Below are 6,956 nucleotides of genomic sequence, written 5' to 3' on the forward strand. Positions count from 1 at the left end.
AAGTGCGTTGGAATCGGAGAAGTGTCGACGCAGGCGAACTGGCGCGCCAAGCTCCGAGACGAACTGCATGATCTCGAACGTCGCTTGAGGAACGGCGAACGGCAGGATCTTCGCCTTTGGATCTTCCTTACCACGGCGACAGTGGGACCCGATGTCCGAGAACGCAAAGAGCGAGAGGCTGCCGACGCTCTCTCTCAGATCACGGGCAGGGAGATCGTGGTCGAGATCTGGCACGCGGCTCGGATTGCGTCCGCACTGGAGGACCCGCAACACAAGCGCCTTATCTCCAGCAGGTACTGGCTCTCTTCCCTGCTTGCTCAGGGCGAGCAATGGGCCGACATCGTCGACCGCGTACGCAATCGATCTCGCATCATGGTGAGGGGGATAGAATCATCGGTGGCCAGGCTGGGCCACTTGAAGAGAGACGAAGTCGACCAAATCGTTGAGCTGTTGCGCCAAGGCCGAAGCGTACTCCTTACGGGTCCAGGCGGGATTGGGAAGAGTGCGATTCTCAAGAAGGTGTTTGATCGGCTGTACCTAACGCGTCAGGCGCTCATCCTGTTCGTGGATGCCTCGCGGGACGCTAATTGGGACTACGTGCAGGCGAGGATCGGGGTGATGACGCCGGTATCGAACATTTTGCAGCAAGCCAACGAGTTGCAGCGTCCAGCGTACCTGATCGTCGACCAGCTTGACGATGCAGCCAGGACACCGTGGGGAAACGCTGTCTTGACCGCCGTACAGCAACTGTCGGAAGCTAAGTCTGTCTCCGTGCTGCTTGCGTGCCGCGAGTACGAGGCCGAGGCGTGGAAGCCGGTTGCCACGCTTCCCTTTATGCGCACGCATGCGAGCTACCTAGATGCTACCGAGGCCTGCGAGCTCCTTCGGAAACTAGGGATCGCGTCTCCGACCGAATCCTTGATCGAGGTGGCACAGAATCTCCTGAACCTTCGGCTCATAGCTGAGCTCGTAGCTCATGGGCGGAGAGTCCCGAGTACGGTCAACGAGTTAAAGCTTTGGCTGAAGTATCGTGATGATGTCCGAGAACGGGAGGGGGAAGAAGCGCTTGGTGCTGCTGTTGAACTGGCGCGACAGGAGCTATGTGCATCCACTGGGGACTTCGCCAGACCCCAGCCGCTCCACCGCGCTCAGCGAAGGCTGCGCAGCCGCGGTTTGATAATGGACGCTGGGCAGGAGCGCTGGAGGTGGGCTCACGGAAGACTGCGGGATTTCTTCTATGCCGCTGACGCGTGGTGGCGCAAACGCGAATGGCTTGCGCAGGTCCTCAAAGACATCGAGATGCCGAACGCCGTGGGCGTGTGCGCCTGGCTGGCGGATATGTGGCTCGATAGACCTGCGGAGGGCAAAGAGGGTCTTCTCCAGACCTTGGAGGACAAGGCTGTACCGTTTGTCTTCAAGGCGGTCATCCTTCGTCAGGTGCGCAAGCACGAGCCTGTTGCGATCCTAATCCCAGTGGTCGCGAAGGCTCTGCAGCAGGCGGACCTGGCCACGAGCTTCTTCGACGGACTCAACGATCCCCGTTGGCTGCGGCCGCTTCGCAAAGCCGGTACGTTCGATGCGCTATCCCGAACGGACGAAGATGGCCGAGTACAGTTTGCCATGGTTCTGTACGTAGCACGCATGGCCTCCAGGCTTCCGCGGGAGGTAGCAATCCTCATCCGCGCGAGTCACACCAAGGAACCCCACGTGCGTTGGCACCTGATGAAGGCCGCCGTGAGTCTACCTCCGGAGTTCAGTGGCCCCCTGATCCCTAAGTTGCTGTCGTGGGTCGGTTGGCAATGGGCGGAAGCTCGGCTGCTTGCACAACTCATGGTTAAGATGGCCGAGGGCGGCAGGAGACGCGAAGCCCTCAAGCTGTTACACGCCGTGACCGAATGGCGACTCGACGGCCGCGCAGCGACGAGTACGTCGCACCGAGTCGAGCCGGAGATTGCCGTGGTCGAATACGAGTCGATCATGGAGGAGCATGCCCCCAAAGTTGCACAGGCGCTGCCGACCGAGACACACCATACTCTGGCTAAACGCCTGCGGCAAGCAATCGAAGTCGAAGACCGCGCGAGCGATTACTCATACATGTGGCGCAAGGCCATCGAGGTCGACGGCAATTCCTACGATGAGTACAAGGACTCAATCGTAGGGCCTTTGCGCGATAGCCTCGAAAGGCTTGCTGAGATCGCGCCCGAACAAGCTGATGACATTCTGACGCGCTATGTCCGCCACAGGTACTCAATCTTCCGCCGTCTAGCCCTACATGTACTCCGGATCAACCCACTTGCGTTTCCCCATCTTGTGCGCTACTGCTACCTAAGACGCGGAGTGCTAAACGACCACTCCGTTGAGCACGAGTTCTTCCTGTTCGTGAGGGACACGTTTGCTTCTGTTGACTCCGCGCTTCAGGAGAGGTTCGTCCGGCGAATAATGAGGGGGCCTCCCGATCAAGATCGGTTTGCTCGCGTGATGGAGAGTTACGCGGGCAAAGGACTGACCACCGAGGAAGTGAGGGGCCGGAACCAACGTTGGGTCCTCGATCGCCTGTGGGTAATCCGGGATCACCTGCCCGACCAAGCGAGAGGGCGGATGGACAGACTCCGGAACAGCGTAGGTGATCCCAGGGACTTGACGGAACTAGAACGGTCGCCTTCGATGCCGCACCGGACTGCGAGCACGCCAGCCGAGGATCTAGGGCTGCTATCCACCGCTGACCTCGCTGTAAGGCTTGCATCCGCTGGGGACGTGCGGGAGCCATTTGACGAAGACGACGTGGAGATCAGAAGCCTCGTGGCTCGTGATCCCGAACGGTTCGCGCAGGATGCCATGGCATTCGCTTCGCTTCCACGACGGCACGTCTTCAGCTTTCTGTGGGGTCTACAGGACGCGTTGCGAGAGGGCCGAAGCTTCCCGTGGGGGTCAGTCCTAGAACTCTGCGATAGCGCGCTCCAAGATGTGGATCCGGGGGATGACAAGCCACGACTGGGCGTCACCACTTCAAGAAACGTTCGCGAGGCCGCGTTGGACCTTATAGTTGCTGGCGCACGGCAACGAGACGCTGGCATCCCGGCTGACCTGCTCCCGCAGGCCCTCAATCTCGCGAGGAGAGCAGCATTGACCGACCCCGACCCGACCAAGGATCGCGAGACGCCGTGCTTGAGGGCACGCGCGGGCTGGGTCACCTTGGCCTTGAGTAGTAATCGCCCGCGAGCGGTCACCGCTGTGATCGAAGTCTCGCTCCGGCGTGCCCTCCTCTCAGGTCTGCCACGCGGCGAGAGGGTCGAGCACGATGTGCTAGAGCTACTCTCCAGCGTACTCGCATCTAGGAATCAATGCGGCAGCCCCGCCGTACATTGCGCGGTGGCCATGCAGTGGCCTCAGCTTCGATGGCTTGACGTCGAATGGGTCGACGCAAACCTCGGTGACCTCTTTCCGATTGACGAGAGTTACTGGTATGCCGCGTGGGATGGATATCTTCTAGGGAACAACACATATTTCGAGGGCTCGGCTACGCTGCTCCGGGATCAGTATATGCGTGGGGTCGACTGGCTTGGATCTCGCGGTGATCAGGAGTACGAGGTGCGAGAGTCCGAGCAAGCCTTGGCCGCGCACCTAGCTTTGGCCTATGCCGTGGGTGATCTCGACCTTGGTGACGCTCCTCTCGTTCAGTTGCTGCAAAAGGCCACGGGGCGCTTGCGATCTCACTTCGTGTCAGTGATCGGCGACTGGCTCGAAGAGACCCGGACCTCAGCGCCTGACCAGATGATGCCACGATGGCAGCGCGCGAAGGGATTGTGGCAGGCGCGCCTGGAAACATTCGGCGTTCAGGACAGCCCTGAGGAAGCTGCGATGTTCGCGACTTGGCTCGACTACGCGCTGGACGCGCCAGAAGAGTTACAGGACCTGCTGGCGGGGACGATTCCATACGCCGCTGACTGCGGCATGGAGAGGCACAAGCTGATAGGCTACCTCGATCGCCACGTAGACACCTCGCCGAGAGAGGTACTCCGATTGCTCCTGAGCGTCGCCCAAGTCGGGCCCCGCGACTTCTTGGCGGACGAGGAGGACAAGGTCAAACACATAGTCAAAACCGGGCAAGCGTCCACCGACCACTCCGTCAGAAGGGCAGCCCTTGAGATTGTAAGCGAACTTGCGAGGAAGGACAGCCGATGGCTGTCCCTGCTTGACGGGCAGGGCGAGATGACGTAAGTGCGATCTGCTACATCACGGGCTTGTTCCACGCGCCGAACGCCGCAAGTACTGCGCACCCCCCCATACGCCGGGCCAGACAATCTGCGAGAATCGGCGAAATCTGTGGATCATCTGTGCCCAGCTAGGGGCCCTTCGTCGAGGACCAGGATATACGCTTGCCCCACCAGTTTCCCTGGATTACTCCTGCACGGCGGCGATGAGGCGGAAGACCGCCGCGAGGGTGAAGAAGACGACCAGCGTGGTCACGGTGAGGCGCAGCACGGGGTCGTCGTCGGACCAAAGCGGCTGACCCTCCACTTGCAGCACCCGGCGAGCGTGCGCCCAGGTCATCAGAAGCACCAGCCCGCCGTGGATGGCCGCGCCGATGCAGGTGATGACTAAGGCGGCGGGCCAGTTCGACCCGGATCCGCGCGTAAGCCGGAAGAATATGACCAGCGTGAGAACCGGCGGCACGAGCCGGAACGCGGCTGCCGACCAGATGCCGTAGAGGACGCACTGCGTCACCGCGCTCGCTCGCGCCAGCGCTCCCTGACTCGCGGCATACCACAGGGCGACCGCAACCGCCAGCGCGGCGTTTATCACCAGCACCGCCGGAGTGCGCAGGTCAAGTGAGCGCGGCTGCTGCGCGGCCCGCCACGACAGGATCAGTGCGAGGGCGAAGCCGAGCATGGGCAGCGCCCAGTAGGCGATCTCCGCACGTGGAGACCGCGGCTGGCCTTCACCGCTCTGATCGGACGCCGGCTTGATTACTCTCGCCATGCTTCGCCTCCGGTGCCTTCACCGAGTCACCCCTGGATCTGAGCGATCTGCGCGATGAGGCTGCTCACAGCCGCGACGACGAAGAACACAGCCACGGTCGCCAGGCACAGGTCGCACGCGCGGTTGTGGGCGAACGACTCCTCGGCATCCACGTGAAGCACGCGACGCGCATACGGCCAGGCGAGGAGAATGCCAATGCCGCCGTGGGTGAGGATACCGGCCGCCGCAAACAGCCACCTGCCGGAAGCGAGACGCGTGGAGTAGGGGATGAAGACGTTGATGAGGCGCACCACGAGGCTGAACGCGCCTGCGGTCCACGCTCCGTAGAGGATGCACCAGGCAACGTCCCGACGGGTGTGCAGCATCGCCTGCCTGCCCGCGTAGCCCAATGCGAGGGCCGTTGCGAGGAGCGCGTCGGAGGATAAGACGATCAGTGGGAAGGCTGCGGCGGACTCGGCGCGCCAGCCGGTGAGGTAGGCGGCCGCGAGGGCGAGGAGGAAGGCAGCGGGAGCCGCGACCTGGAGCACGGCGTCCAGTTTCACCTCCCTCTGCTGCGGCGGAACCGTGGCCTTCATCGTCTTTCCCCCTGGGGGCTGCGCCGCGATAAGCATACTACCGGCGGCGTGGGAGCGCAAGCGAGGGCGGCCGAGGGAACGGGTGCCGGACAATATGGTGGCGCGACCGCCCTCGGTCGCGGGCCGTTTGGCAAGCGAGGACCGTTACACGCCTCTCGCGTGCCTGCCCTACTGCCTCGCTCGCCCGTCCCACCAGTACGTGCGGAACTCTTCCATCGCGCCGGCGAGGGCGTCAACGTTTTCCGGCGGCGTCGGCGGGTAGATTCCGGCGATCAGCTCCAAACCGCCGGCAGGGGAGCCGAGCTTGCGCACCTCTTCCTCGATGAGGTCGCGGACCTCCCTGGGCGTGCCGAACGGAACGATCCTCTGGCGGTCAACGTCGAGGCGGATGCAGACGCGCCCTTTGACCTCGCGCGCGAGGTCGTCAATGCCGTTGCAGAGGTCCTGCGGGTTGACGATGTTGACGCCGCACTCGATGAACTGATCCATCAGTTCCATCGTGTATCCGTCGCTGTGCAGGCCAACGTGGGCGCCCGCGGCGCGGCACGGCTGCATGAGGGATCTGTACACGGGCGCGACGTACTGCGCGAACTTCGCGGGGCTGATGATGGACGCGGTCTGGGTGCCGAGGTCTTCGCCGAACTGCATGATGTCCACGCCGATGTCGAGCCATTCCTGCACGATGCGGCGCTCGTGCTCCGCGACGAGTTCAATGAGGCGCGGCAGATGCGGGTCGTCGTTCGCGATGTCCATCATCAGATTCTCGAAGCCGCGCAGGTACCACAGGCGCATGAACAGGAAGCCGTGGGCGACGCCGCCGGAGGTAAGCCTGCCGTCAGCGCGGGCTTTCTCGGCATTCTCACGGCGCTTCGCCCAGTCGGCGGGGCCGCGGTCCTCCTGGGTCATGGGGTCAGGCGCGCGATAGGTGTCGAGGGCGCTCCAATCTGCCAGCGGGTGCTCCTCGACCTGGCCCTCGAGGCCGTTGACGGCGCTGCGCCAGACACAGCCCCAGTTGTCGGTGAAGCGCTCGCCGGCGCGGTGGGCCGGGCCGGGGTCCCAGTCGTCGTAATTGCGCTTGCCCTTCTCGAAGCCGGGGAAGAGCGTGGGGTGGCGGACGAGGGCGTCTTCCATCTCGCCGCGCCATTGATCCCACGACGCGCCGGAGATGCCGATGTTGCACGGGATCCACTCCGGGCCGCTCATGGTGACGGTGCGCAGGTAGTTCTCGCGATCGGATAGGGGCATGATTCCTCGCCTTCTAGTCCGCGGTCAGTCCGCGTTAGGCGCCGTCGGCACGGAAGTCTGCGGATGATCCGTGCCTGCTCACTTGCTCGCCGCGGCGGCGACGAGGTCGCCGATCTCGCTCGTCGGCAGGCCGCCGGTGGCGGACATGGTCGGGAT

General features: G+C 63.2%; 4 protein-coding genes. 1 reads left to right on the forward strand and 3 read right to left on the reverse strand.

Features of this window, described 5'->3' with window-relative positions:
• Nucleotides 1–21 precede the first annotated feature (21 nt).
• The gene (locus tag JSV65_08980) at nt 22–4,218 is read left to right on the forward strand and encodes an ATP-binding protein (GenBank protein ID UCH36469.1); all 4,197 of its coding nucleotides are present in this window, start codon (nt 22–24) and stop codon (nt 4,216–4,218) included.
• 180 nt (nt 4,219–4,398) lie between these two features.
• Here the strand turns inward: JSV65_08980 and JSV65_08985 are convergent, their stop codons facing one another.
• The 3 genes from JSV65_08985 to JSV65_08995 form a co-directional block, all read right to left on the reverse strand.
• Nucleotides 4,399–4,980 carry a hypothetical protein gene (locus JSV65_08985; protein UCH36470.1) on the reverse strand — a complete coding sequence of 194 codons (582 nt, stop codon included), beginning with the start codon at nt 4,978–4,980 and terminating at the stop codon, nt 4,399–4,401.
• A gap of 26 nt (nt 4,981–5,006) precedes the next feature.
• The gene (locus JSV65_08990) at nt 5,007–5,555 is read right to left on the reverse strand and encodes a hypothetical protein (GenBank protein UCH36471.1); all 549 of its coding nucleotides are present in this window, start codon (nt 5,553–5,555) and stop codon (nt 5,007–5,009) included.
• Between the two features lie 168 nt (nt 5,556–5,723).
• Nucleotides 5,724–6,800 carry a hypothetical protein gene (locus tag JSV65_08995; GenBank protein UCH36472.1) on the reverse strand — a complete coding sequence of 359 codons (1,077 nt, stop codon included), beginning with the start codon at nt 6,798–6,800 and terminating at the stop codon, nt 5,724–5,726.
• Between the last annotated feature and the right edge of the window lie 156 nt (nt 6,801–6,956).

The sequence above is a fragment of the Armatimonadota bacterium genome (genome assembly GCA_020354555.1).
Taxonomy (GTDB): domain Bacteria; phylum Armatimonadota; class Hebobacteria.